General features: G+C 66.1%; 21 protein-coding genes. 5 read left to right on the top strand and 16 right to left on the bottom strand.

Annotated features, from left to right (window positions below; translation table 11 throughout):
- Positions 1-7: 7 nt before the first annotated feature.
- The 6 genes from CDO87_RS20980 to CDO87_RS27610 all read right to left on the bottom strand — a co-directional run bounded on the left by CDO87_RS20980 (position 8) and on the right by CDO87_RS27610 (position 5,872).
- Positions 8-745 carry a FadR/GntR family transcriptional regulator gene (locus tag CDO87_RS20980; protein WP_100931067.1) on the bottom strand — a complete coding sequence of 246 codons (738 nt, stop codon included), beginning with the start codon at positions 743-745 and terminating at the stop codon, positions 8-10.
- The gene (gene yjfF, locus CDO87_RS20975; RefSeq protein WP_198521774.1) at positions 742-1,749 is read right to left on the bottom strand and encodes a galactofuranose ABC transporter, permease protein YjfF; all 1,008 of its coding nucleotides are present in this window, start codon (positions 1,747-1,749) and stop codon (positions 742-744) included. The genes CDO87_RS20980 and yjfF overlap by 4 nt, the downstream gene beginning before the upstream one ends.
- Positions 1,746-2,786 (bottom strand): ABC transporter permease, encoded by a 1,041-nt coding sequence (locus CDO87_RS20970; protein ID WP_100930582.1) that lies wholly within the window; start codon positions 2,784-2,786, stop codon positions 1,746-1,748. The genes yjfF and CDO87_RS20970 overlap by 4 nt, the downstream gene beginning before the upstream one ends.
- On the bottom strand, positions 2,786-4,306 hold the full coding sequence (locus tag CDO87_RS20965; RefSeq protein ID WP_100930581.1) for a sugar ABC transporter ATP-binding protein: 1,521 nt from the start codon (positions 4,304-4,306) through the stop codon (positions 2,786-2,788). Before CDO87_RS20965 ends, CDO87_RS20970 begins: the two co-directional genes overlap by 1 nt.
- A gap of 102 nt (positions 4,307-4,408) precedes the next feature.
- On the bottom strand, positions 4,409-5,362 hold the full coding sequence (ytfQ, locus tag CDO87_RS20960; RefSeq protein ID WP_100930580.1) for a galactofuranose ABC transporter, galactofuranose-binding protein YtfQ: 954 nt from the start codon (positions 5,360-5,362) through the stop codon (positions 4,409-4,411).
- 264 nt (positions 5,363-5,626) lie between these two features.
- A complete protein-coding gene (locus CDO87_RS27610; protein WP_254698446.1) occupies positions 5,627-5,872 on the bottom strand; it encodes a hypothetical protein in 246 nt (81 codons plus the stop codon).
- On the opposite strand from CDO87_RS27610, the gene CDO87_RS20950 reads away from it, so the two are divergent.
- Complete coding sequence (locus tag CDO87_RS20950) at positions 5,816-6,331, top strand: SDR family oxidoreductase (RefSeq protein WP_254698231.1); 516 nt, start codon at positions 5,816-5,818, stop codon at positions 6,329-6,331. The genes CDO87_RS27610 and CDO87_RS20950 overlap by 57 nt on opposite strands.
- Positions 6,332-6,495: 164 nt before the next feature.
- Here CDO87_RS20950 and CDO87_RS20945 read toward each other — a convergent pair whose 3' ends face one another.
- The 6 genes from CDO87_RS20945 to CDO87_RS20920 all read right to left on the bottom strand — a co-directional run bounded on the left by CDO87_RS20945 (position 6,496) and on the right by CDO87_RS20920 (position 12,559).
- Positions 6,496-7,158 carry a nucleoside/nucleotide kinase family protein gene (locus tag CDO87_RS20945; protein ID WP_100930579.1) on the bottom strand — a complete coding sequence of 221 codons (663 nt, stop codon included), beginning with the start codon at positions 7,156-7,158 and terminating at the stop codon, positions 6,496-6,498.
- Positions 7,158-8,006, bottom strand: a complete 849-nt coding sequence (locus CDO87_RS20940; RefSeq protein ID WP_100930578.1) for a sugar phosphate isomerase/epimerase — start codon at positions 8,004-8,006, stop codon at positions 7,158-7,160. The genes CDO87_RS20945 and CDO87_RS20940 overlap by 1 nt, the downstream gene beginning before the upstream one ends.
- Positions 8,006-9,028, bottom strand: a complete 1,023-nt coding sequence (locus tag CDO87_RS20935; RefSeq protein ID WP_254698227.1) for an ABC transporter permease — start codon at positions 9,026-9,028, stop codon at positions 8,006-8,008. The genes CDO87_RS20940 and CDO87_RS20935 overlap by 1 nt, the downstream gene beginning before the upstream one ends.
- On the bottom strand, positions 9,025-10,011 hold the full coding sequence (locus tag CDO87_RS20930) for an ABC transporter permease (RefSeq protein ID WP_100930577.1): 987 nt from the start codon (positions 10,009-10,011) through the stop codon (positions 9,025-9,027). The genes CDO87_RS20935 and CDO87_RS20930 overlap by 4 nt, the downstream gene beginning before the upstream one ends.
- Positions 10,004-11,509: a sugar ABC transporter ATP-binding protein gene (locus tag CDO87_RS20925; protein ID WP_100930576.1), complete on the bottom strand. Its 1,506-nt coding sequence runs from the start codon at positions 11,507-11,509 to the stop codon at positions 10,004-10,006. Before CDO87_RS20925 ends, CDO87_RS20930 begins: the two co-directional genes overlap by 8 nt.
- A 66-nt stretch (positions 11,510-11,575) precedes the next feature.
- Complete coding sequence (locus tag CDO87_RS20920; protein ID WP_100930575.1) at positions 11,576-12,559, bottom strand: substrate-binding domain-containing protein; 984 nt, start codon at positions 12,557-12,559, stop codon at positions 11,576-11,578.
- 207 nt (positions 12,560-12,766) lie between these two features.
- Here CDO87_RS20920 and CDO87_RS20915 point away from each other — a divergent pair, with 207 nt between their 5' ends.
- Positions 12,767-13,801 carry a LacI family DNA-binding transcriptional regulator gene (locus tag CDO87_RS20915; RefSeq protein WP_100930574.1) on the top strand — a complete coding sequence of 345 codons (1,035 nt, stop codon included), beginning with the start codon at positions 12,767-12,769 and terminating at the stop codon, positions 13,799-13,801.
- Here CDO87_RS20915 and CDO87_RS20910 read toward each other — a convergent pair.
- The 3 genes from CDO87_RS20910 to CDO87_RS20900 are packed head-to-tail and all read right to left on the bottom strand — an operon-like array spanning position 13,798 to position 16,635.
- Positions 13,798-15,057, bottom strand: a complete 1,260-nt coding sequence (locus CDO87_RS20910; protein WP_100930573.1) for an FAD-binding oxidoreductase — start codon at positions 15,055-15,057, stop codon at positions 13,798-13,800. The genes CDO87_RS20915 and CDO87_RS20910 overlap by 4 nt on opposite strands.
- Positions 15,054-15,785, bottom strand: a complete 732-nt coding sequence (locus CDO87_RS20905; protein WP_100930572.1) for an N-formylglutamate amidohydrolase — start codon at positions 15,783-15,785, stop codon at positions 15,054-15,056. The genes CDO87_RS20910 and CDO87_RS20905 overlap by 4 nt, the downstream gene beginning before the upstream one ends.
- The gene (locus tag CDO87_RS20900; protein WP_254698226.1) at positions 15,778-16,635 is read right to left on the bottom strand and encodes a MurR/RpiR family transcriptional regulator; all 858 of its coding nucleotides are present in this window, start codon (positions 16,633-16,635) and stop codon (positions 15,778-15,780) included. Before CDO87_RS20900 ends, CDO87_RS20905 begins: the two co-directional genes overlap by 8 nt.
- Before the next feature lie 145 nt (positions 16,636-16,780).
- Between CDO87_RS20900 and CDO87_RS20895 the strand changes: the two genes are divergently transcribed.
- Positions 16,781-18,478 (top strand): peptide ABC transporter substrate-binding protein, encoded by a 1,698-nt coding sequence (locus tag CDO87_RS20895; protein ID WP_100930571.1) that lies wholly within the window; start codon positions 16,781-16,783, stop codon positions 18,476-18,478.
- An 81-nt stretch (positions 18,479-18,559) separates the two neighbouring features.
- Here the strand turns inward: CDO87_RS20895 and CDO87_RS20890 are convergent, their stop codons facing one another.
- A complete protein-coding gene (locus CDO87_RS20890; RefSeq protein WP_100930570.1) occupies positions 18,560-19,348 on the bottom strand; it encodes a DeoR/GlpR family DNA-binding transcription regulator in 789 nt (262 codons plus the stop codon).
- 137 nt (positions 19,349-19,485) lie between these two features.
- On the opposite strand from CDO87_RS20890, the gene deoC reads away from it, so the two are divergent.
- Both deoC and CDO87_RS20880 read left to right on the top strand, forming a co-directional pair.
- Positions 19,486-20,478 carry a deoxyribose-phosphate aldolase gene (gene deoC, locus CDO87_RS20885; RefSeq protein ID WP_100930569.1) on the top strand — a complete coding sequence of 331 codons (993 nt, stop codon included), beginning with the start codon at positions 19,486-19,488 and terminating at the stop codon, positions 20,476-20,478.
- A gap of 4 nt (positions 20,479-20,482) precedes the next feature.
- Positions 20,483-22,843 (top strand): aldehyde dehydrogenase family protein, encoded by a 2,361-nt coding sequence (locus CDO87_RS20880; protein ID WP_100930568.1) that lies wholly within the window; start codon positions 20,483-20,485, stop codon positions 22,841-22,843.
- The last annotated feature ends 45 nt before the right edge of the window (positions 22,844-22,888 follow it).

The raw sequence follows: 22,888 nt of genomic DNA, 5'->3' as shown, positions 1-22,888 counted from the left end.
CCTCCGGTCAGCCCCCCGCGGCGCGTCCGGCAGGGATGGCGTTCCAGTAGCCGTCATGGATCACGCGGCCCATGGCCTCTCGCGCGGCGTCCGGGGTGCCAGAGGCGATGGCCGCGACGATGGCCCGGTGATGTTCGGCCACGCTTTCGCGCCGGTCGGCATAGTCGCGGTTCGACTCCGACATGAACAGCGAATAGAGCGCCGTCTGCACGAGGTCGCCCAGCGACTGCAGGAACCGGTTGCCCGACATCTTCAGGACCTGCTTGTGAAAGGCGTAATCGGCCAGCGCGAAATCCGCCCGGCTGGTGGCGGCGGCGATCTGGTCGCACAGGCGATAGAGCTCCTCGCACCCCAGCTGGTTCACCCGCCCGGCGGCCTGCGCGGCGGCGGCGGGTTCGAAGATCATCCGGATCTCGAACAGTTCCTCGTAGAACCGGGTCGGGTTCTTCACCGCCGCATGCCACCGCATCACGTCCTGGTCGAACATGTTCCATTCGTCGGCGGGCCGCACATGCGTGCCGACCTTGGCCTTGGACTGGATCAGGCCCTTCGCGATCAGGGTCTTCTTTGCCTCGCGCACGACGGTCCGCGACACGCCGAACATCTCGCACAGGTCGGGATCGAGCGGGATCATGGTGTCCGCCGGGTATTCCCCGGCGACGATGGCCCGGCCAAGTTGTTCCACCACGAAGGCCGTGTGGTTCGACGCGCGCTCCGCCCCGCCCCCGGCCTGCATCAGGGTCATGAGAGAGCGGCGGAGCCAGTCGCTGTTCGTCGTCTTGCCCGGGTCGCCTTTGCCTGCGTTGCCCACGTCAGTCCTTTCTGCAGGAGGATGAATGCGAACAGCAGCCCTCCGATCACGATCTTGGTCCACCAGCTCGACAGCGTTCCGTCGAACACGATGTAGGTCTGGATCAGGCCCATGATGAGGATGCCGAAGAACGTCCCCCCCACAAAGCCGTATCCCCCGGTCAGCAGCGTGCCCCCGATCACCACCGCCGCGATGGCATCCAGTTCCACGCCCACCGTCGCGAGTGAGTACCCGGCGGATGTATAGAGCGAGAAGACGATGCCAGACAGCCCCGCTAGGCACCCCGATGTCGCATATATGCCGACGGTGGTCAGCGCCTGCGGAACGCCCATCAGCCGCGCCGCCTGCTCTCCTCCGCCAAGCGCATAAACGTTCTGGCCGAAGCGGGTGCGGTGGGCGACGATTATGCCGACGATGAAGGTCAGGACCATGACGCCGCCGATCAGCCGAAACCGCCCGCCACCGGGCGCCTTCCAGTAGAGGCCCTGCAACGTGTCGTAGAACTCGTGCGTGATCGGCACGCTTTCGGTCGACAGGACATAGGCGGCGCCACGGGCCAGGAACATGCCCGCCAGCGTGACGATGAACGGCGGCATCTCGAGGTAGTGGATCGTGGCCCCCATGGCCGCGCCGAACCCGGTCGTGATGCACAGCACGAGCACGAAGGCCACCAGCGGGTGCATGGAGGTGTCGCGCAGGACGACGGCGAGGAAGACGCCGGTGAAGGCGATCACCGACCCGATGGACAGGTCGATCCCGCCCGAAAGGATGACGAAGGTCATCCCCACCGCCGCGATCCCGAGGAAAGCGTTGTCGGTCAGCAGGTTTGACATCACCCGTGTCGAGAGCATCGCCGGATAGGCCGCGGCGCAGAGCGCATAGGCCAGGACGAAGGTGGCAAGCGTCACCAGCAGGGGCAGATGGGTGGAACGGATCATCGCGCCGCCTCCTTTTCGGGTATTGCGGGCCGGTCGGGCTGCGGTTGCGGCCCGGACGCGCGCAGGATGTAGACCAGGTTGCCGATCCGCGGCGACTGGATGACCAGGATGCAGAGGATCAGCACCGCCTTGATCACGAGGTTGAACTCCGGCGGCATGCCCGAAAGCAGGATGACCGAGTTGACGGACTGGATGATCAGCGCCCCGATCAGCGAGGCGAGGATCGAGAACCGCCCGCCCAGAAGGGAGTTGCCGCCGATGACCACCGCAAGGATCGCGTCCAGCTCCAGCCAGAGACCGGCGTTGTTCGCGTCGGCGCCCTTGATGTCGGCGGCGACGATCACCCCCGCCAGCGCGGCGCAGAGGCCGGACACCGTGTAGACGCAGATCAGCAGGACACGGCTGTTGATCCCGGCCAGCCGCGAGGATCGTTCGTTGATCCCGATGGCCTCGATCAGCATCCCCAGCGCCGTCTTGCGCACGGCCCAGGCGACCAGCAGGCCCAGCGACACCCAAATGAGGATCGGCGTGGGGATGCCTGCGACGACACCCGCGCCCAGATGGATCAGACCGGGGTCGGAGAAGGTCAGGATTTTCCCTTCGGTGACAAGCTGCGCGATGCCGCGCCCGGCCACCATCAGGACCAGCGTCGCGACGATGGGCTGAATCCGCAGCACCGCGACGAGGAACCCGTTCCACAGCCCGCAGATCCCGCCAGCGCCGAGCGCGGCCAGAAGCGCCGTGACCCAGCCATGCCCGTTGACCACCATCGACGCCGCCACGGCGCCCGCGATGGCCATGACCGCGCCCACTGACAGGTCGATGCCGCGGGTCGCGATGACCAGCGTCATGCCGATGCACAGCAGAGCAACCGGCGCACCCCGGTTCAGCACGTCCACGATGTTGCCGAACAGGCGCCCGTTGCGGAAGTCGATGTGGAAGAACTCCGGGAAGACCAGCACGTTCAGCGCCAGTGCCGCGGCGAGGATCAGCAACTGCGGCATCACCCGTTTCAGTGTCGAGGGTTTCGGTCCCATCAGGCAGCCTCTCCTTCGTCCGCAATCGCCCGCACGATGTTTTCGGGCGTGATCGCGTCGCCCTTCAGTTCCGAGACCTGCTGCCGGTCGCGCAGCACCACGACGCGGGTGCTGTAGGCTACCAGTTCCTCCAGCTCGGACGAGGCGACCAGAAGGGCCATGCCGTCCGCGCGCAATTGCTCGATCAGGGCGATGATCTCGGCGTGGGCGCCCACATCGATGCCGCGCGTGGGTTCGTCGAGGATGAGGAAATCGGGATTGGTCGCCAGCCAGCGCGCGAGCAGCGCCTTCTGCTGGTTGCCGCCCGACAACAGCCGGATCGGCATATCGAGAGAGGCCAGCCGGATGTCCAGCGCCCGCACATAGCTCTCGGCGATCTCGTTGATCTTGGCGCGCGGAATCGGCCGCATCCAGCCCTGCCGCGCCTGCAGCGCAAGGATGATGTTGTCCCGCACGGACAGGTCGCCGACGATGCCGTCCACCTTGCGGTCCTCCGGACAAAGGGCAAAGCGATGGGCGATGGCGTCTCGCGGCCGGGACACGGAAATCTCCTTGTCCCGCAACAGGATACGTCCCTGGTCGGCCTGCACCGCGCCGAAGATAAGATTGCACGTCTCCGTCCGGCCCGAGCCCAGCAGACCTGCCAGGCCGACCACCTCGCCTTCCCGGATGTTCAGCGAGAACGGCTCGATCATGCCGCGCTTGGCCAGCCCGTCGATGGCGACAAGACCCTTGCCCGCCGGGCCGACCTCATGGCGCTTGACCCGTGCCTCCAACTGGCGGCCCAGCATCATTGTTATGACATCGCGCGGCGATACTTCGGACAGTTTCACCGTGCCCACGACGCGGCCGTTCCGCAGAACCGTCGCGCGGTCCGATATCTCGAAGACCTGGTCGAGGAAGTGCGTGATGAAGACCACCGCCAGCCCGCGTGCCGTCAGTTGCCTGATCACACCGAAGAGCAGTTGCACCTCTTCCCGGTCGAGGCTGGCCGTTGGTTCGTCGAGGATCAGCACCTTGCCCGACATCTCGACCGCGCGGGCGATGGCGATGACCTGCTGGATGGCGACCGAATAGGCGGTCAGCGGTTCACCGGGGTCGACGTCCAGACCATAGCCCGCCAGAACCTCCTGCGCCTCACGGTTCATCCGCCGCCGCGCGACGAAACCCAGGCGCATCGGCTGGCGCCCGAGGAACAGGTTCTCGGCCACGGTCAGGTTGGGCAGCAGGTTGACCTCCTGGTAGACCGTGCCGATGCCCAGCTTCTGGCTGTCGGCGGTGGACTGCGGCTCGACCGCCTGCCCGTCCAGTTCGATCACTCCCGCGTCGCGCCGATAAGCGCCGGTCAGGCACTTGATCAGCGTCGACTTTCCGGCCCCGTTCTCGCCCAGCAGTGCATGCACCTCGCCGGGCCTCAGCGCGAGGTCCACATCGTCGAGCGCGATGGTGCCGGGGAAGAACTTGGATACCCCGCGCGCCCGCAGCACCGGGCGGTCATCGGGTGTCAGCGTGTCTTTCATGGGAAAACCTTACCGGCGGTGCCGGGATCTGCCTAAGGAAATGCCGCCGGGCCCGTGATCGGCCCGGCGGACGAGGGAGAGCGCGCCCACTCTCCGGAGGAGTCAGTAACCCAGGTCTTTCTTCATTTCGTAGATCGCCTGGTTGTCGTCTTCGCTGGTGAACAGCTTGGATTCGGTCTGGATCCATTTCTCCGGCTCGGTGCCGTCGGCCAGGTAGGCCTCCAGCGCGTCGAGCGCGGGTCCGGCCATGTTCGGCGTCAGCTCGATGGTGGCGTTCATCTCGCCCTCGGCAATCGCCTTGTGCGCATCCGGCACCGCGTCGATGGCGACGATCTTGATGTCCTCGCCCGGCTTCAGGCCGGCTTCCTTGATCGCCTGGATCGCGCCGACGGCCATGTCGTCGTTGTGGGCGTAAAGCGCGCAGATGTTCTCTCCGCCCTCGGCCTTCAGGAAGCTTTCCATGACGACCTTGCCCTGTGCGCGGGTGAAATCGCCCGTCTGGCTGCGCACGATCTGCAGGTTGTCGTGGCCGGCGATACCTTCCTCGAACCCCTTCTTGCGGTCGATGGCGGGCGACGAACCGGTGGTGCCCTGCAGTTCGACGATGCGGCACTCCTCGTCGCCCATCTCGCTCACCAGCCATTCACCGGCAACGCGACCCTCGTGCACGAGGTCGGAGGTCACGGCGGTCAGGTAGAGCGACTTGTCGGCATCCACTGTGCGGTCGAGCAGGACGACCGGGATGTCCGCGTCCTTCGCCTCTTCCAGGACCTCGTCCCAGCCGGTGGCGACCACGGGGGCCACGAGGATCGCGTCGACGCCCTGCGCGATGAAGCTGCGGATCGCCTTGATCTGGTTCTCCTGCTTCTGCTGCGCGTCGGCAAACTTGAGGTCGATGCCGCGCTTTTCGGCTTCCTGCTTGGTGACGGTGGTCTCTGCCGCGCGCCATCCGGATTCGGAGCCGATCTGGCTGAAACCGATGGTCAGATCTGCGGCCATCGCGGCCAGCGGAGCAATAGCGAGCGTGGACGCCAGTAGCGTTGTCTTGAATGTCATGATGTCCTCCCTGTCGGAGCCTTCTGACGCTCCGTGAATCAATTAAGTATTATTTTATCACTTTTGTAAACCGGTGAGTTTTGGGAGACGAAACGATCCAAGTATGCGCGCATATTCAATGAATTGCGCGCCAACTTTAATCTTTGGGCGCACTGCAGGTGGTGGAGTGATACAGTCCGCTGACCTGTTGGCCAGCCGCGGAGTGCTGCTCTTCGGATGAGTTGTATTTTGCTCGGGTCAAGGTGTCTCTGACAGGCCGAAAACCTATGAAAAATGCTGAATGACACGCAGACAATCACTCCTCCCATACGAGCACCTCTTCCACCGCCCAACACGACGGCAAAGTAGATCGAGAATCACCTCGCCACGCCGAATCCGATGCACAGCAATCGCCGCCGGGAATGGTTCACGCCAGCGCAGCACCACAACGCGCGCCTTGCCACACTTCATCGGATGGATGTTGTCGACCATCCGCAGGATGGTTTCCAACCAGCTAGACACGCCGATGATCTCACCCGGCTGGAGGGTCGCCTCGAGGAAATGCGCCGCCGCTTCACCGATACGGTGGCGCAGACCGAAGGCGAATTAGGGCCGCTGACCTTGTGCCTGAACGCCGCCGGGATCGCCAACGCCAACAGGAACGAGGAGATGGAGGAAGACCAGTACCAGGCCCTCATGGACATCAACATGAAGGGCATCTGGCTGACCTGCCGAGCACAGGGGCGCGCGATGGAATGGGTCGGTCACGGCATCCGCGTCAACACGATCTCTCCGGGCTATACCGCGACGCCGATGAACACCCGGCCCGAGATGGTGCACCAGACCAAGGAGTTCGAAAGCCAGACGCCAATGCAACGCATGGCCAGCGTCGACGAGATGGTCGGCCCCGCTGTTTTCCTGCTGTCGAACGCGTCGTCCTTCGTCACCGGCGTGGACCTGCTGGTGGACGGCGGCTTCTGCTGCTGGTGAGGGATACCTTGGCCGGTGGGCGCATGCACGAGGTGCCCTCCGGCGCCGACCGCGCGCTAGGCGCACCGCACCTCTGAACGGCCAACCGGAGGGCCCCGGACTGCAATGTGCCGGGAGCGGTAGGCCGCCTCAAACAGACGCATCCGCATTCAATAAACAGGCGGTCAGGAGGGCCGCGGGTCCTGCCCGGCGCGCGTCTGGATCAGAACGAGGTCCGGCTCGCGGCTCTCCGCTCTAACAGTGCGCCCGTTCGGGAGGTCGTTGTCCTCCAGCTTCGCCCGGATTTCTTCCTCGGTCAGCTTGTAGTGCACCCAGCGGCGGCGCAACCGGCGGGCAAGTTCCTCTTCGGGGACGTCGATCGTCACGTCCAGGTCGAAGCGCCCCGCCAGACGGTCCCACGGCGCACGGTTCAGCAGCAGGTAGTTGCCCTCGCAGAGGATGAGCCGCGCCTCCGTCCCGATCAGCCGCGCCGACCCGCGCGAGATTTCCAGCTCTCGGTCGAAGACCGGGACGGCCACCACCTCCCTGCCCGGCTTCAGCCGGTCCAAAACCGAGGCGAGTCCGCCCACGTCGAAAGTGTCCGGCGCGCCCTTCCACGGGCGGCGGTTCATCGCGTGCAGAACCGCGTCGTCGTAATGAAACCCGTCCATCGGCAGGATCGCGGCCAAACCGGGATGGCTGGCCTCGAGCGCCTCGAACAGTTGCTCGACGGTCGTGCTCTTGCCCGAACCCGGCGCGCCAGCGATGGCTATGAACTGCCGGCCCGGGCGATCCAACAGGGCAAGGGCCTCCGTGCGGAGGCCCTCCATATCGACGGTGCGGGCCATCAGATCAGCCGGTATTGCGCGGCCTTGTTGCGCAGGAACGGCAGGCCCTTCGACATGACCTCGTCGTGATCCTTCGCCACCGGCCGCCAGACGGCGAGGCCGAAGCCCACCTCGGGCGGCATGTTGATGAAGCTCTCCATGGCGAGTCCCCCCTTGAAGTCGATGGCCTTCAGGGTTGCAAAGATCTCGTCCCAGTCGCAAGTGCCTTCGCCCGGTGTGCCGCGGTCGCTTTCGCTCAGGTGGATGTACTTCAGGTAGTCGCGCGCATCGAGGATGCCGTTGCCGGCACCCTTCTCCTCGATGTTCATGTGGTAGGTGTCGAGGTGGATGAAGATGTTGTCGGAGCCCACACGCTCGATCATGTCGCGCGCCTGCCAGCCGGTGTTGATGAGGTGGTTCTCGTAGCGGTTCACCGGCTCGATCCCAAAGAGCAGACCGGCCTGTTTCGCATACTTCGACGCTGAATCCAGCACAGTGGCGATGTTGTCGTATTCGCCCTGTGTGGGCCAGGTGCCGGTGCGCTGGCCGATGCCGCCGAAGGTCACGCCCGACAGTGCCTCCGCGCCGCAGGCCTTGGTCTTGTCGATCGACAGCTTCAGGTAGTCGATGGCGCCTTCCGGGTTGACGGAGGCCCAGTACTGCTCCGGCAGGCCAAGCGAGCAGATCGCGCGCAGTCCGTTCTTCTCGATCAGCGCGGCGGTGTGTGCGGTGTCGACCTCGGAGGGGCGCAGCATCGGGATCTCGATGAAATCGACCCCGTATTCCTTCGCCCCGGCGACGGCGCGTTCGGCGCCCTCGCGGTCCCAGTTCATCGTCCACATGCTTGTGTGTACGCCAAAGCCTTCCATTACGTGTCCTTTCGCGAAAGTCGGAATGCCCGTTTCAGCCGGTCGGATCGCAGAACCATGACGGCGATCAGGAACAGGCCCCAGACGGCGGTTGCAAGATGCTGGTTGGCACCGATCAGGTTCAGCCCGGAGGACAGCACCTGGAGGATGACCAGCGATAGGATGACGGGGGCCACTCGGCCATGCCCGCCGAAAGGGTCGATCCCGCCGAGGAAGCAGGCAAGCACGGTGATCAGCAGCATCGCCTCGCCATGGCCCACGCGGACCGAATTGAACCGCGCCGCCATGAGGATGCCCGCCACGGCGCAGAGGATGCCCGAGAGCGTGTAGATCAGGACCAGAGTGCGCTTGGCGTTGAGGCCCGCGTACTCGGCCGCGCGCATGTTCGATCCGGTCATGTAGACGGAGAAGCCGTGCGGCGTGCGGCGCAGCAGGACGTGCCAGGCCAGCGCGATGACGGCAAACAGGATCAGCGGCACGGGAATGCCCATGAGGGACCCGTGGCCCAGCACGTTCATGTAGCCGGGAAAGCCCGAGATGTCGCCGCCACGGGTCAGGAACTCCCCCAAACCGCGCAGGAAGATCATCATGGCGAGCGACACGAGGATCGGGTGCGCGCCGATGTAGGCGATGACAAGCCCCATGGTCGCCCCCGCTGCGGCGCCCACGACCAGCGCCAGCGCGCAGCCGAGGATGAAGGCGGGGATGCCTGCCTCCGCCCCGCCGAACTGCATCAGCGTCCAGGCCAGCGTCAGCCCGCTGATGTTCGCCGTGTAGACGATGGCAAGGTTCAGGCCGCCGGAAACGATGGGCGCCAGCATGGCCAGCGTCAGCAGCCCCAAGAGCGGCATCTGGAACCCCATGGAGCCGAGGTTGGCTGCTGTCAGGAACCGGTCAGAGGCCAGCGCGAAGGCAACCACCAGCGCGGCAAGCATCGCCAGAAGGCCTAGGTTCTCCTTGCCGATCAGCGCCTTGCGGGGCTCTGTTGCGACTTTGGGTGAGGTCGATGCACGGGCCATCATGCGCGGGCCTCCGTCTTGGACAGACGCAGGACGCGCGTCAGGTCGATGTTCGAGGTCGAGATCGCGATCAGGATCGCCGCGCCGATGATCATCTGGAACGCGAAGGGAGAGACACCCAGCAGGTTCAGGCCGTTCTGCGTGACGGCGACGAACATCACGCCGAGGATGCAGCCGAGGATCGTACCCTTGCCGCCCCCAAGCCGCGCGCCGCCGAGCACGACCGCCGCCAGCACGTCGAGCTCCCGTCCGTAAAGCGCGTTGGGCACGACCTCCTTCACGATGTTCACCTGGCAGAGGCCGGCGATCCCGGCCATCAGGCCCATCCAGCCGAAGGCGATGCCCTGCATGACCGCGATGTTGACACCAGCCCGACGCGCGCCTTCCGGGTTGTCGCCGAAGGCAAAGAGTTGCCGGCCGATGTTGGTGCGCCTGAGCAGAACCCAGGTCGCCATCACGCAGCCGATCATGATCCCCACGGGCAGCGTCAGCTCCGACCAGACACCGTTCGCGCCCTCGTGCTCGAAGATGAAGATCCGCGCCGTCCACCAGTCCGGCAGGTTGTAGATGTTGCGCCCGCCGGTGAAGAACATCAGCAGCCCGAAGAAGGCGTTGAAGGTGGCGATGGTCACGACGATGGAGATGATCCGGAAGCCGTGGATCAGCCAGGCGTTCAGCAGCCCCAGCAGGATGCCGAGCGAGCCGCAGAACAGGAAGCCCAACAGCCAGTTGCCGCCGCCCATGGATATCAGCAGCTTGGCCGCGATGTACTGCACCACCGACGACGCCACGGCGAAGGAGATATCGATCCCCCCCGCGACCAGCACGACCAGCAGGCCCACGGCCCAGATCAGGTTGACCGCACTGTTGTTCAGCAGCGAGGTGATATTCGGCAGGGTCGCGAATTGCGGCGCGGCCAGCGACAGGCCCGCGCAGATAAGCGCCAGCACCACCGCAAGGCGGAGTTCGACCGTGTAGTTACGCATAGATGCGCTCCTCCAGTTCGGGGACGGTGATGGTGCGCGGGTCGACCTCTCCGACGATGCGGCCATTGGCCATGTGCAGGATACGGTCGGCGTTCTGCATGACCTCCGTCACCTCGTCGGAAATCAGCAGGATCGCCAGCCCCTCGTCGGCCAGCGCCCGCACGATGCGGAAGATCCCCGCCCGTGCGCCGACATCGACACCCACGGTGGGGCTGTCGAGGATCAGGAGCCGCGGTTCCGTGGCCAGCCATTTCGCCAGCACGACCTTCTGCTGGTTGCCGCCCGAAAGGGTCGAGATGGCATCCTCCGGCGCGCCGATCTTGACGCCCAGTTCCCGGATCCAGTGGCGGACCAGTTCCGACTTGCGGCTGTCCGAGATCAGCCCGGTTGCAGCCGTCAGCCTCTTCAGGACAGAAATGACCGTGTTGTCCGCGATGCTCTGCTTCTGCAGCAGGCCCAGCGAAAGCCGGTCTTCCGACACATAGGCCATGCCGCGCGCTATGGCTTCTCGGATCGAACGCGGCGCGTACTCCTGTCCGTCCAGCCGCATCCGGCCGCCGTCGGCAGGGCGCATGCCCATCATGACATGCGCCAGTTCCGTCCGCCCCGCGCCGATCAGGCCGGTCAGTCCCAGCACCTCGCCGGCGCGGACCTTCAGTGAGACATCGGTGAATTCGCCGCGTCTGGTCAGACCCTCGCATTCAATGACCTCTGCCGCGCCGGGCGCCACGTCGCGGGCCGAGACCGTGTCGTCGATCAGGTGGCCTGTCATCAGTTCGCCCAGCCGGGCCTGCGTCATGCCTTCGGTCGGGTAAACGCCCACGAGGTTGCCGTCGCGCACCACGGTCACACGTTCGGCGATCTCCAGCACCTCGGCCAGCCGGTGCGAGACGAAGACAACCGCAACCCCGTCCGCCGACAGCTTGCGGACGATGTCGAGCAGGCGGTCGGTCTCTGCCTGCGTCAGCGAGGCGGTCGGTTCATCCATGAAGATCAGCCGCGCGTCATTCATCAGCGCGCGGGCGATGGCCACCACCTGCCGTTGCGCGATGGGCAGATCGCCCAAAGGCGCGCCAAGATCCAGCGTCACGCCGAGCCGCGCAAGAACCGCCCCTGCCCTTGCCGCCATGTCGCGGTACTTCACCGGGCGCGGCACCAGCCCGACCAGATCGTCGAATGCGATGTTCTCGGCCACGCTCATGTAGGGGAACAGCGCAAGGTCCTGCCAGATCACCGAGACACCGCGCGCCCGGGCCTGAACCGGCGTGATCTTCTGGACCTCCTCGCCGAACAGCTCGATCAGTTCGGCGCTCTCGGGACGGTGGACTCCGGTCACCACCTTGATCAGCGTGGACTTGCCGCAGCCGTTCTCTCCGGCAAGGCAATGCACCTCACCGGCGCGCACCTCGAAATCCACGGCATTCAGCGCCTGCACCCCGCCAAAGGCCTTGGAGACCTTGTGCAGGCGCAGCGCGAAGCGGTCTGCCTCGGCAGTCATCGTTCACCTCGTCAGGAAAAGGCGCGGGCGGGAACCCATCGGGTAACCCGCCCGCAGGAGGGAATGTCAGAGGCCCTTGTCGGCCAGGTCGTCAACGGTTTCCGCGTTGATTTCCAAGAGGTTGTCGGTGATGATGTCCTTGTTCTCGACATCCGGATGCACGACGCCCAAGCCGGGGATCTCCATGCCATCCGTGATCTCTTCACCCTTGGCGAGCATGTCGCCCAGCGTGACAAAGACCTCGCCTGCCTGCGCGGGGTTCCACATGTAGCCGCCCGCCAGCACGCCCGAATGGATCATCTTGCGGCCCTGACCGGGGGAGAACGGACCCATGACGTGGATCTCGCCGGTCTTGCGACGCTCCTCCACCGCGCGGCCCGCACCGATCGGACCCTGCGATCCGAACGCGAGGAAGCCCTTCAGGTCCGGGTTCGCGGCAATCAGGTCGAGCGCGGTCGAACGGCTGTCGTCCACGTTCTCGGCCACGCCGTAACGCTCGCCGACGATCTCGATGTCGGGGCGGTTTTCCTTCATCCAGGCGATGGCCGCGTCGGCCCAGGCATTGTGCAGCGGCACCGTCAGGGAACCCACGTAGACCGCGTACTTGCCCCCCTCGGGCGTCATGTCGGACAGGAGTTTCGCGTGTGCCTCACCGAAGCCGTCGGCCGAAGCCAGTTCGAAGTTCCAGTCGACGTTTTCCAGCCCCGGCCCCTCGTGGCTGATGACCTTGATGCCCGCGTCGCGCGCCTTTTTCAGCACCGGTTCCAGCGCGGCTTCGTCGTTCGGGACAACGCCGATCACGTCGACGCCCTTGGCAATGAGGTCCTCGATGGCCTGCACCTGCAGCGCCGGGTCGGCGGACACGGGCCCGATCATCTCGGCGGTGACGCCCAGTTCCTCGGCGCGGCGCTTGATGCCGTCTTCCATGGCATTGAACCACGGAATGCCGCCGATCTTCACGACGACGCCCATCGTGGTCTCTGCCGCCGCGCCAGTGGCAAGCCCAACGGTCAGCGCAAGCGCGCTGACGAATCCTGTCAGTTTCTTCATGTCATCCTCCCATGTGGCGCTTTGCGCACCACCTCTCCTGATCTGCGCAATCGGTTGTGCATCGCCGCCGAAAAATTCACGACCTCTGTTCTTGGGGTCATGTCTGTTTGATCAGCGCGCTGCACAATCGATGTTGCAAACAAATACCGAGTCCGCGCATCCTGTCAACACTTCCTTACGTTCGTTTGCGCAGGTACACGCAACCATATGTCCGACAACCAGAAAAAGACGATCTACGACATTGCGCAGCGGGCGGGCGCCTCGGCCTCCACCGTGTCCGCCGCCCTGAACGGCACGTGGAAGAAGCGCCGCATCTCCGAGGCGACCGCAAAGCGCATCATCGAGATCGCCCGCGACCATGGTTATTCCGCCAACCTTCAGGCCCGGGCGCTGCGCACGTCGCGCTCGGGTCTGGTGGCGCTGCTCCTGCCGGAGTACAACCGCTTCTTCTCGCAGATCGCGCAGACCTTCTCGCGCGAGGTGCGGGCCCGCAATCTATGCCCCGTCATCATCGCCACCGAGCGCGACCCCGAGGAAGAGCGCAGCACCGTTGCCGACCTGACTTCCTGGGCCATCGACGCGCTGTTCTTCGTCGGCACCGTCGCGCCTGAGGACCTGAGCCGCCAGTGCGAGGCGGCGCGGATCCCCCATGTCTTCGTCGACCAGCCCTGTGCCCTTGCGCCTTCTGTCGTGACCGACAACCGCACCGGCGCGCAGGTGCTTACGCGCGAGATCCTCGCTTCGATGACGGCGCTCGGCGGGGTCGGCACCGCGCCGCGCGAAACCATCTATTTCATCGGGGGCAACCGCCACCTGCCCGCCACCGCCAACCGGATCGAAGGCTTCTCGGAGGCGCTCTACTTCCACGTCGGCCGCGTCGATCCCGCTCAGATCATCGCCGAGACCTACGACATCGACGCCGCGACTGAGGCCATTGCCGCGCTTTATGCACGCCTCGGCGGTCTGCCGCGAGGACTGTTCATCAACTCCGACTCGGTGTTCGAGGGCGTGCTGCGCTTCCTTGCCACCCTGCCAGAGCACGAACTTGACGCCTGCGCCTTCGGCTGTTTCGACTACGAACCCTTCGGGCAGTTACTGAGGTTTCCGGTCCACATGATGCGCCAGCGGCACAAGATGCTGGTGCGGCGCGCCTTTGCCCTGCTGGGCGGCGACGGGACGCCGATCATCGAACAGGTGCAGCCGGAACTCTACCGCGCGCCGATACGGGACCGTGCCAGCTAGAGCCTGTCGCGCAGCTTGTTCAGCGGTCCGCGCAGGCTTTGCACGCCGAACCCGATGAGCGCCGCCGCCGGTATCCGTGCAGGTGGGTCATGGGGCCAGAGCCGCGCGCCCTCGTCCTTGTCCACCAGCGTCGCCGCCAAGGCTCGTCCCAGCGCCGCCGTTGTCGGCACGCCGCGACCCGAGTAGCCCGCCAGCGCCCAAAGTTCGTCATCCAGTTCGAAGATCGCGGGCCGCTGCCTCGCAGAGATGCCCACGATGCCGGACCAGTGATGGGTGAACGCCAGCCCTTCCAATGCCGGGTAGAGCCGCGCGAGCCGCCTGCCCGCCTGCGCGACCGTCGGCCCGCCAAGACGCCCGCGCCGCAGTTCGACCAGCCCGCCGGTGATGATCCGCCCGCTTCCGTCGACGCGGAAGAACATCGGGTCGTGCCTCGTGTCGCTGAAGTTCACGCCCCCCGGTAGCACGGCGCGGCGCTGATCCGGTGTCAGCGGTGCGGAGGCCACCGCATAGGAGCGCATGGGAACGAGGCTTTGCCGCAGACGCGCGGGGATCGCCGCGTCGCCGTAGGCGTTGACCGTCAGTCCGACCTTGCGCGCCGTGATATCTCCGCGTGGGGTTTTCAGCAGCCATCCGCCATCTTGCCGCAACAGCGCGGTCAGCGGTGTGCGGACGTGCAGCGACGCGCCCGCCGCCTGTGCCGCCCGGGCAAGGCCGCGCACGTAGGCCAGAGGGTTCAGGTGCCCGCCGTCACGGTGCACCCAGCCGCCCAGGTATCCGGGGATGCCGCTCAGCGCCTCGACCTCTTCCCGCCCTAGGAACGCGCCGGCCTTTCCCAGTCGTGCATATTTCGCGTGCGCAGCACGAGCACGCTCCAGCCCGGTGGCGTCGTGGGCGGCGCTGAGCCAGCCCTTCTGCACCGGTTCGCAGGCAATTCCCAGCTCTTCGATGGTCTCGAACACCACCTGCCCGGAATCGCGCAGCAGCGCAAAGCCCTCCGGCGGCAGGACGGAGTCGTCGAGGTAGCCGAAGACCGGGATACATTGTCCGTGATTGCGGCCGGAACCGCCGTGACCCACCTCCGCCGCCTCGATCAGCGCGACCGAGACGCCACGCCGCGCCAGCATCAACGCCGCGATGGCACCGCTGAACCCCGCGCCGACGAGGGCGACATCCACCTTCAGGCTGCCCTCGAGCGGCTCGGACGCGGGCGCAGGCGGCGCGCTCAGTGCGTAAGGCGTGGCGGTGCTCAGGGTCATGCGCCGACCTCCGCCCACACAGTCCGTCGCAGGGCCCGGGCAAGACGATCGGCCCAAGCCGCCTGCCCGGCGCGCGTCTCGACCAGATCGTTCGACACCTCCAGCCCCGAGGCGCGCAGCCCGGTGCCCCAGGTGTGCCGGTCCACTGTGTAGACGCCGCCGCGGCCCGAATAGGGCTGATTGTCACCAAGCGTACCGGCCCCCTCGAGCCCGGCCAGCAGGGCCTGCGAGAGCGCGGGAGATTCGTTCCAGATCGTCCCTGCGTCCCAGGGCCTGCGTTGCCCGTCCATGTGCCGGGTGCAGGTGTGCAGCGCGAAGAAGACCGGATCCTCATGGCGCGCCTGCACCTGCTGCCACAGCCTGTCCAGCGCGATGTGATAGGGCCAGAAGATACCGTCCTGTCGTGCCTCGCGCGCCGCATGCGACAGCTTGTTGCCGGGAATCGGGACGCCCTCCACCTCCGGCAGGATCGACCGCGGATCGGCGATCCAGCGGTTGAGATCCAGAACCAGGCGGCTCACCGTGCCGAGGATCACCGGCGCATCCAGCCTCTCGGCCAGCATACGGGCCAGCGGCTCGACCCCCAGGTCACAGAAGTGATGCGTACCGCGCCATTCCGGAGCCAGTCCCAGCTCATGCCCCTCCGGCAAGTCGACGCCCGCGTGGTCCACGACGATCAGCCCGGGAAACCGGCCCTCCGGGTTCAGGATCTCATACGGCTCACGCATCGCCCTGTCCGTCCCGGCGCAGCGCCTCGATCCGTTCCAGCCGTTTGCGGGCCGCGTCTCGGTCGCGGGCCACGACCGCGGCGACCAGGGCCTCGACCTGCGCAGTGGCGACCACCTTCGAAGCGAAGGGCGACGGCGAGTCGTCCGGAGACGTCAGCACCGCTTCGGCCAGCTCGGCCACCGGGGAACGCGTGGGGTCGGTCAGCAGCACGATCCGCGCGCCCTGCCCCCGCGCAGCCTGCGCGAAGGCCAGAAGGTCCTGCTGGTAGCGGCGGTAATCGAAGATCACCAGAAGATCGCGCGGCCCGATGTCGACCAGCGGGTCGAAGGCAAAGCCGATCGATCTGTCGATCAGCGAGACATGCGCCCTGATCTGCCCCAGGTGCGCCACCAGCCGCTGCGCGAGGTTGCGGCTGTAGCGCCCGCCAAGCGCCCGGATCGTCAGCTTCGGATCGGCAAGGAGGTCGGCGATGCGGTCGAACTCGGCCGGGATGGCCCGGTCCGCCACACGGCGCAGCGCCTCGGCCTGCATGAGCAATGTGCGGCGGTAGAGGTGTTCGCCAGCGTCCTGCGGCTCGGACGGGGTGGCCATCTGCACGGCCGGGGATCCCAGTTGCCGGTCGAGTTCTTCCATAACCGCCGCCTGGAACTCTGCAAAGCGGAGAAAGCCCAGCTTGTTGAGGTAGCGCAGCACGGTCGGGCCGCTGACGCCCGCTCGGTTCGCCAGCGCCTCCACCGTGCCCAGGGCGCTCGTCGGGAAGGTCTCGGACAGGGCGGCGGCGACCTTGCGCTCCGCCCCCGATTGTGCGCCGTTGCGCAGACGTGCAAGCAGATCCTGTGAAGATGTCATCGGCGTGTCCCGCATTCCGCCCTGTATGATTTGATACATCTTGACTGACAAAGAATGCTCTCGCAACATGTAATACAGACATACGGGGTTCCACGCCCCCGCCACAGGGGACGCCAACACGCCCCGAGACCGACAGGAGAGCTCTATGAAGACCCTTTCGACCCTATTGGGCACGGCGCTTGCGCTTCTGCCCCTCACCGCCAGCGCCGAACGCGGCAGCGACGGAGAGCTGCGTATCCTGTACTGGCAGGCGGCGTCTTCGATGAACCCCTACCTTTCGGGTATTGCCAAGGAGGTGGAGGCCGCCTCGCTTGTGCTGGAGCCTCTGGCGCGCTTCTCGGAAACCGGGGAACTGGTGCCGATCCTCGCGGAAGAAATCCCCACGGTCGAGAACGGCGGCGTGTCGGAGGATCTGACCTCGATCACCTGGACGCTGCGCGAGGGGCTGACATGGTCCGACGGCACGCCCGTCACCGCCGCCGACGCGGTCTTCACCTGGGAATACTGTGTCGACGAGGAAAGCGGTTGCGCCGCCCTGCAACAATTCGACGGCGTGGCAGAGGTCGTCGCGGTGGACGACCGCACCATCGAGGTGAGGTTCACCGAGCCCAAACCCTACCCCTACGCCGCCTTCGTCAGCTCCGAGGCACCGATCCTCCAGCGTGCACAGTTCGAGAACTGCACCGGCGCGCGGGTCTCCCAGTGCACGGATGAGAACACCCATCCCATCGGCACCGGCCCCTACGTGGTCGAGGATTTCCGCGCCAACGACATCATCACCTACTCGATGAACCCGGAATACCGTGACCCGGACAAACCTGCCTTCGCACGGGTCACGCTCAAGGGCGGCGGCGATCCCAACGCCTCGGCGCGCGCGGTGCTCCAGACCGGCGAAGTAGACTACGCTTGGAACCTGCAGCTTCCGCCCGACGTGCTGGACGCCATGAGCGACGGCCCGGGCGAGGTGATCACCAGCAACGGTTCGGCTGTGGAGTTCCTGTTCCTCAACCAGACCGACCCCAATCCCGAGCTTGGCGATGCACGCTCCACCGTGGAGGGCGGTCCGCACCCGTTCCTCACCGATCCGCGCGTGGGCAAGGCCCTGTCTCTGGCCATCGACCGGACGCTGATCGCAGAGAACCTCTACGGCGATTCCGGCATTCCCGGCTGCGCGGTTGTCCCTGCCCCGGAGCTCTACAAGTCCGACGCAAATGACGACTGCGTCACGCAGGACATCGAGGCCGCGAAGGCCCTGCTGGAGGACTCCGGCTGGACCGACACCGACGGCGACGGCATCCGCGACAAGGACGGCGTGAAACTCTCGATCCTTTACCAGACCTCCACCAACGGCGTGCGGCAGGACAGCCAGTCGCTGATCAAGGCATGGTGGGAAGAGCTGGGCGTCGAGACGGAGCTGCGCAACATCGACGCCTCCGTCTTCTTCGGCGGCGACCCGGGTTCGCCCGACACCCGCCAGAAGTTCTACACCGATGTGCAGATGTACACCGACAACTCCAAAGGGCAGGACCCGGAGGCCTTCCTCGGCAACTGGAGCTGTGCCAATATCCCGAGCCCTGCGACCCAGTGGCAGGGCAACAACATCCAGCGCTTCTGCTCGGAGGAGTACGAGGCACTGATCGCCGAGTTCCGCACCGCCGCCTCGCTTGAAGAACGCGGACGCATCGCGCGCGAGATGAACGACATGCTGGTCGAATCCTACACGATCATCCCGCTGATCCACCGCAGCATCCTGTCGGGCAAGGCCAAGACCCTCGAAGGCGTGCGGATGAACAGCTGGGACAGCCAGATCTGGAACATTGCCGACTGGTATCGCGCTGACTGACTGACAGGCCGAAGCGCCGGAAAGCCCCGGGTCACCGCCCGGGGCTTTTTTCATGCCTGCAGGTCACGGGTGGACGTCTCTTCAGGTCCTATCGCGGCGCAGCCCGTCCGGGGACAACCCGGACGGCGGGATCAGGCCGTCCTCCGTCGCCACGTCACTGAAATCCTCCAGTCCGGCGAACCGCGCCGAACGGACCGTCCCGAACTTCGAGCGGTCCGTGACCAGCACGCTGCGGGCGGCGCGGCGCATCGCGAGCCGCTTCAACCCTGCCTCGCGGAAGGTGGTGCAGGTCACGCCCAGTGCCGCATCCACACCTGCCGCCGACATGAAGGCCAGGTTGACGGCATAGGCGTCGAGCGTGCCGTCCTCCTCCACCGGGTAGAACGAGGCGGTGGCCGGATGGTAGACGCCGCCCAGCAGCACCAGCTTGACGTCCGGCTTGCGCACCACGAGATCCGCGATGTTCAAAGCGTAACAAATAACTGTCAGCTTCATATCGGACGGGATGGCGTGGATCAAATGCGGCAGGGTTGTGCCGCAGTCGACAAAGATCGTGGCCTCCGGTTCCAACAGCGGGAGGCAGGCCTCGCAGGCGGCGCGCTTCGCGTCCTGGTTCACCTCTGCCGCGTCGGACAGGTCATAGGGCGCGCGCCGCACCGCGTCCTGCGACAGGACGATGTGCCCCCCCAGAAACTGCAGCATTTCCGGGTTTTCGCGCACGTCACGGCGCACCGTCATCTCGGACACGTCGAGGCTTTCCGCGGCGTCGCGCACGTGCAGCGGCCCCTGTTTCATGACCGCATCCCGAAGCCACAACGCGCGGGCCTCCTTGCGGCTTGCGGGCAACCCGCGGGAGTCGGTCTGGGTCATCGTCACACCCCGGCAATTCACTATGTTAAGATCGTAACAAAATGGGGTTGCAGAAACAACAAGATCAACGCATCCTGCTGAAAAGTTTCCATCGAGATTCGCGGCAAGCGGACGCGTGGAGACATGGAGGGAAGATTGTGAAAACAGAGGTCACGACCCTGCCTGCCGCCGCGCCGGTGGCGCATTCGCGCAACGACGGCATGGCGCTGGACATGGCCGCCGTGCGCGCTGTCCAGGTCAACACCGAGGCGAGCATCCGCCGCACCGCCAGCCTGCCGGGCCGCCGCGCCGTCAAGGGTGACGCGCAAAGCGCATGGCTTCTGAAGGCGGTGACCTGCATTGACCTGACCACGCTTAACGGCGACGATACGGAGGGCCGTGTCCGCAGGCTTTGCGCCAAGGCGGCGCAGCCGGTCCGCCCGGATATCCTCGAGGCGCTCGGCATGGCCGACCGCCGCATCACCACGGGTGCGGTCTGCGTCTACCACCGTTTCGTCGCCACCGCCGTCGATGCGCTGCAAGGCACCGGGGTGCCTGTCGCCGCCGTGTCCACCGGCTTTCCGGCCGGGCTTGCCCCGCATCACACCAAGCTGGCCGAGATCGACGCCTCCGTCGCCGACGGCGCGCAGGAGATCGACATCGTCATCACCCGCGAACACGTGCTGACCGGCAACTGGCAGGCGCTCTATGACGAGATGCGCGACTACCGTGCCGCCTGCGGCGATGCGCACGTCAAGGCGATCCTCGCCACCGGCGACCTCAAGACCCTGCGCAACGTCGCCCGTGCCAGCCTCGTCTGCATGATGGCGGGTGCCGACTTCATCAAGACCTCCACCGGAAAGGAGGGCGTGAACGCCACCCTGCCCGTCTCGTTGACCATGGTCCGTGCAATCCGCCAGTACCGTGAGATGACCGGAGCGAAGGTCGGCTACAAACCCGCCGGCGGCGTGTCGAAGGCCAAGGATGCGCTTGTTTACCTCGCACTGATGAAAGAGGAACTGGGTCTCGACTGGGTACAGCCCGACCTCTTCCGCTTCGGCGCCTCGTCGCTTCTGGGCGACATCGAGCGCCAGCTCGAACACCGCGTGACGGGGGCCTACAGCGCCGCCATACGCCACCCGATCGGATGACCAGATGACAGTCGCGAGCTTTTTCGACAGCATGGATTACGCCCCCAGCAAAGAGGACGACAGCGCCGCCCGCGCATGGCTCGCCTCGCATGACGCCCGCTTCGGCCACTTCATCGAAGGCGCCTTCACGAAGCCGGGCGACGGCTTCGACACGATCGAGCCCGCAACAGGCGCGCGTCTGGCGCAGGTGTCTCAAGGGACCGGTGCTGATGTGGACGCGGCGTTCAAGGCGGCGCGCAAGGCGCAGAAGGGCTGGGCCGCCCTGCCCGGCCACGAACGCGCGCTGAAGCTTTACGCGCTTGCGCGGATCATCCAGCGGAACTCCCGCCTGATCGCGGTGGTCGAGGCGCTCGACAACGGCAAACCGATTCGCGAGACGCGCGACATCGACATTCCGCTCGCCGCGCGGCACTTCTACCATCACGCAGGCTGGGCGCAGATCCAGGAGAGCCAGTTCGCCTGTTACGATCCGGTGGGCGTCGTGGGTCAGGTGATCCCGTGGAACTTCCCGTTCCTGATGCTCGCATGGAAGCTGGCCCCCGCGCTGGCGCTGGGAAACACGGTGGTCCTGAAACCGGCCGAGGCGACGCCGCTGACCGCGCTGCTGTTCGCGGAACTGGCGCAGGCGGCGGGGCTGCCCGCAGGTGTGCTGAACATCGTCACCGGCGACGGCGAGACCGGCGCGCTGATCGCGGCCCACGAGAGCGCCGACAAGGTTGCCTTCACCGGTTCGACCGAGGTCGGACGCCGCATCCGCGAGGCGACAGCCGGTCAGGGCAAGTCGCTGACGCTGGAACTGGGCGGCAAGTCCCCCTTCATCGTCTGTGATGACGCCGACATCGACGCGGCGGTCGAGGGTGTGGTTGACGCCATCTGGTTCAACCAGGGCCAGGTCTGCTGCGCGGGTTCGCGTCTCTTGGTGCAGGAAGGCGTTTCCGATGTCTTTCATGCCCGGCTGGCCGACCGGATGAAGACGCTGCGCATTGGCGCCTCGCTCGACAAGACCATCGACATGAGCGCGGTGATCGACGGCCCGCAGCGGGACCGCATCGCCGGCATGGTCGACCGCGCCGTGGCCGCCGGTGCCAAGCTTCTGCAATCCGGTGAGGTACCCGCCAAGGGCAGCTACTACCCGCCGACCGTACTGCGTGACGTGCCCGCCACATGCGAGGCCGCGACCGAGGAAATCTTCGGCCCCGTCGCCGTATCCATGACCTTCCGCACCCCCGCCGAGGCGGTGCAACTGGCCAACCACACCCGCTACGGCCTGGCTGCCAGCGTCTGGAGCGAGAACATCAACCTCGCGCTGGAACTGGCCGCGCAGGTGCAGGCGGGCATCGTCTGGGTCAACTGCACCAACGTGATGGACGCGGGCGTGGGCTTTGGCGGCGTCAAGGAAAGCGGCTTTGGTCGTGAAGGCGGGCGTGAGGGTTGCTACGACTACCTCAAGCCACGCGCATTCGCCAAGGCCGCCGAGCGCAAGGCCATCACACCCGCCCCCGCGAAGGGCTTCAGCTTCGACCCGGTGGACCGGACGGCAAAGTTCTTCATCGGCGGCAAGCAGGCGCGGCCCGACGGCGGCACCGCACGCCCCGTTTTGGGCGCCAAGGGCACCGTTCTGGGCGAGGTCGGCGAAGGTAACCGCAAGGACGTGCGCAACGCCGTCGAGGCAGCGCGCGGCGCGGCCAGCTGGGGCGGCAAGTCCCAGCACAACCGGGCGCAGATCCTCTACTACATGGGCGAGAACCTCTCGGCCCGTGCCGCCGAGTTTGCCGAGCGCCTGAGCGCGCAGACCGGCATCAAGGCGGACAAGGCACGGGCCGAGGTAGCGGCCAGCGTCTCGCGGCTCTTCACCTATGGCGCATGGGCCGACAAAGTCGAAGGCACCGTCCACATGCCACCGATGAAGGGGCTGGCGCTGGCCGTGCCCGAACCCATCGGCGTGGCAGGCGTGATCTGTCCGGAGGAAAGCCCGCTTCTCGGGTTCCTCTCCACCGTGGCGCCGCTGATTGCGACCGGCAACCGCGTGGTCGCCATCGCCTCCGAGGCGCATCCGCTGTCCGCCACCGACTTCTACCAGGTGCTGGAAACCTCCGACCTGCCGGGCGGCGTGCTGAACATCCTCACGGGCAGCGCGCAGACCTTGGGCCGCGAACTGGCGAAACACAACGATGTCGACGTGCTCTGGGCCTTCACCACGCCGGAGTTGTCGGCAGAGGTGGAGCGGCTGTCCATCGGCAACCTCAAGCGGGTCTTCACCGACCACGGGCGCGCCTGGGACTGGACCAGCGCAGAGGCAGAGGGCGAGGTCTTCCTGAGGCAGGCCACGCAGATCAAGAACATATGGGTGCCCTACGGGGAATAAGGGAACCACAGCGCCGCCTTGGGAGGGGCGGCGCACGGGGGAGGA

The organism is Sagittula sp. P11, assembly GCF_002814095.1.
Taxonomy (GTDB): Bacteria; Pseudomonadota; Alphaproteobacteria; order Rhodobacterales; family Rhodobacteraceae; genus Sagittula.
Note: the sequence above shows the minus strand (reverse complement) of the source record. Positions and strands in the feature narration are given on the sequence as shown.